Origin of the sequence: Mesorhizobium sp. Cs1321R2N1 (assembly GCF_037179725.1) — a bacterium.
GTDB classification, from domain to species: Bacteria; Pseudomonadota; Alphaproteobacteria; order Rhizobiales; family Rhizobiaceae; genus Mesorhizobium; species Mesorhizobium salmacidum.
This window is the reverse complement of sequence record NZ_JAPYKP010000310.1, coordinates 1-1,268: the sequence shown is the minus strand read 5'-3', so window position 1 is coordinate 1,268 and position 1,268 is coordinate 1. Positions and strand designations below refer to the sequence as shown.

The following is a 1,268-nucleotide window of genomic DNA, read 5'->3' as shown; positions in this document are numbered from 1 at the left end:
CGGAAGCCGCCGGCGCGCGCCACCGCCATGAACGCCTGGAGGTCGCCCAGATCCGCCGCCATTGTTCGCCTTTCCGCACAGGCCGTTCCGATTGCACCATATTATCGTGCAGGCGCGCGTTGTCTATATCTGGCTGATCCAAAGGAGACGACACCATGACCGACATCAGCAAGGCCGGAACTTTCAAACTCGGCGACCGCACCGTGAAGCGCCTCGGCTACGGCGCCATGCAACTGGCCGGACCGGGCGTCTTCGGCCCGCCAAAGGACCGCGACGCCGCACTCGCCGTGCTGCGCGAGGCCATTGCCAGCGGCGTCGACCATATCGACACCAGCGATTTCTACGGCCCGCACGTGACTAACCAGATCATCCGCGAGGCGCTGCACCCCTACCCCGCCAACCTCACCATCGTGACCAAGATCAGTGCCCGGCGCGGCGCGGATGCATCGTGGATCCCCGCAATGTCACCGCAGGAGCTGATACAGGCCGTGCACGACAATCTGCGCAATCTCGGGCTGGATGTGCTCGAAGTCGTCAACCTGCGCTCCATGCATGGGATACACGGACCAGCCGAAGGCTCGCTCGAGCCGCAGCTCGACACGCTCGCCGAACTGCAGCGCCAGGGCCTGGTGCGCCATATCGGCCTGAGCAATGTCACCCGCAAACAGATCGCGCAGGGACGCGGCATGGTCGACATCGTCTGCGTGCAGAACCAATACAACATCGCGCATCGCCAGGATGACGCGCTGATCGACGAGCTTGCCGCCGACGGCATCGCCTATGTGCCGTTCTTCCCGCTCGGCGGTTTCACACCGCTGCAGTCGAGCACGCTTGCCAACGTCGCGCAAAAACTTGGCGCGACACCGATGCAGGTGGCGCTCGCCTGGCTGTTGCAGCGCTCCCCCAACATCCTGCTCATCCCCGGCACGTCGTCGGTCGGCCATCTCAGGGAGAACCTGGCGGCGGCCGAGCTGAAGCTGCCGGCCGATGTGATCCAGGTCTTGAACGGCATCGCGGCAGAGAAGGCGGCCGCCTGAGACGGTCGCGGCATCGGCGGAGAGCGCCGACATCCGAGCTTCCGATCTCCCCCCTCGTGGGACCTCGTGGAGGGTGAGGCGTGGTCCGCGAAACGGACGGGAAGCCAATTGCTTGGCTTTCCGAACGACGAACGCCCGGAGCGATAGCGTAGGGCCGGGTCGGCAGGACAGAGGGGGCGCCGTGGAGCGCGGCGGTGCCGAAACCCACCTCGCCCGGCTTGCGAAGTCGGC

The 1,268-nt window shown here is 65.9% G+C and carries 1 protein-coding gene; it reads left to right on the top strand.

Annotated elements, in window-relative coordinates; translation table 11 throughout:
- The first annotated feature begins 155 nt into the window (after positions 1-155).
- Positions 156-1,037 (top strand): aldo/keto reductase family oxidoreductase, encoded by an 882-nt coding sequence (locus tag O7A61_RS32215; RefSeq protein WP_337133176.1) that lies wholly within the window; start codon positions 156-158, stop codon positions 1,035-1,037.
- The last annotated feature ends 231 nt before the right edge of the window (positions 1,038-1,268 follow it).

Bases quoted from the DNA above. Each gene is read 5' to 3' on its own strand.
- O7A61_RS32215 (WP_337133176.1), top strand. From the start codon at position 156: ATGACCGACATCAGCAAGGCCGGAACTTTCAAACTCGGCGACCGCACC.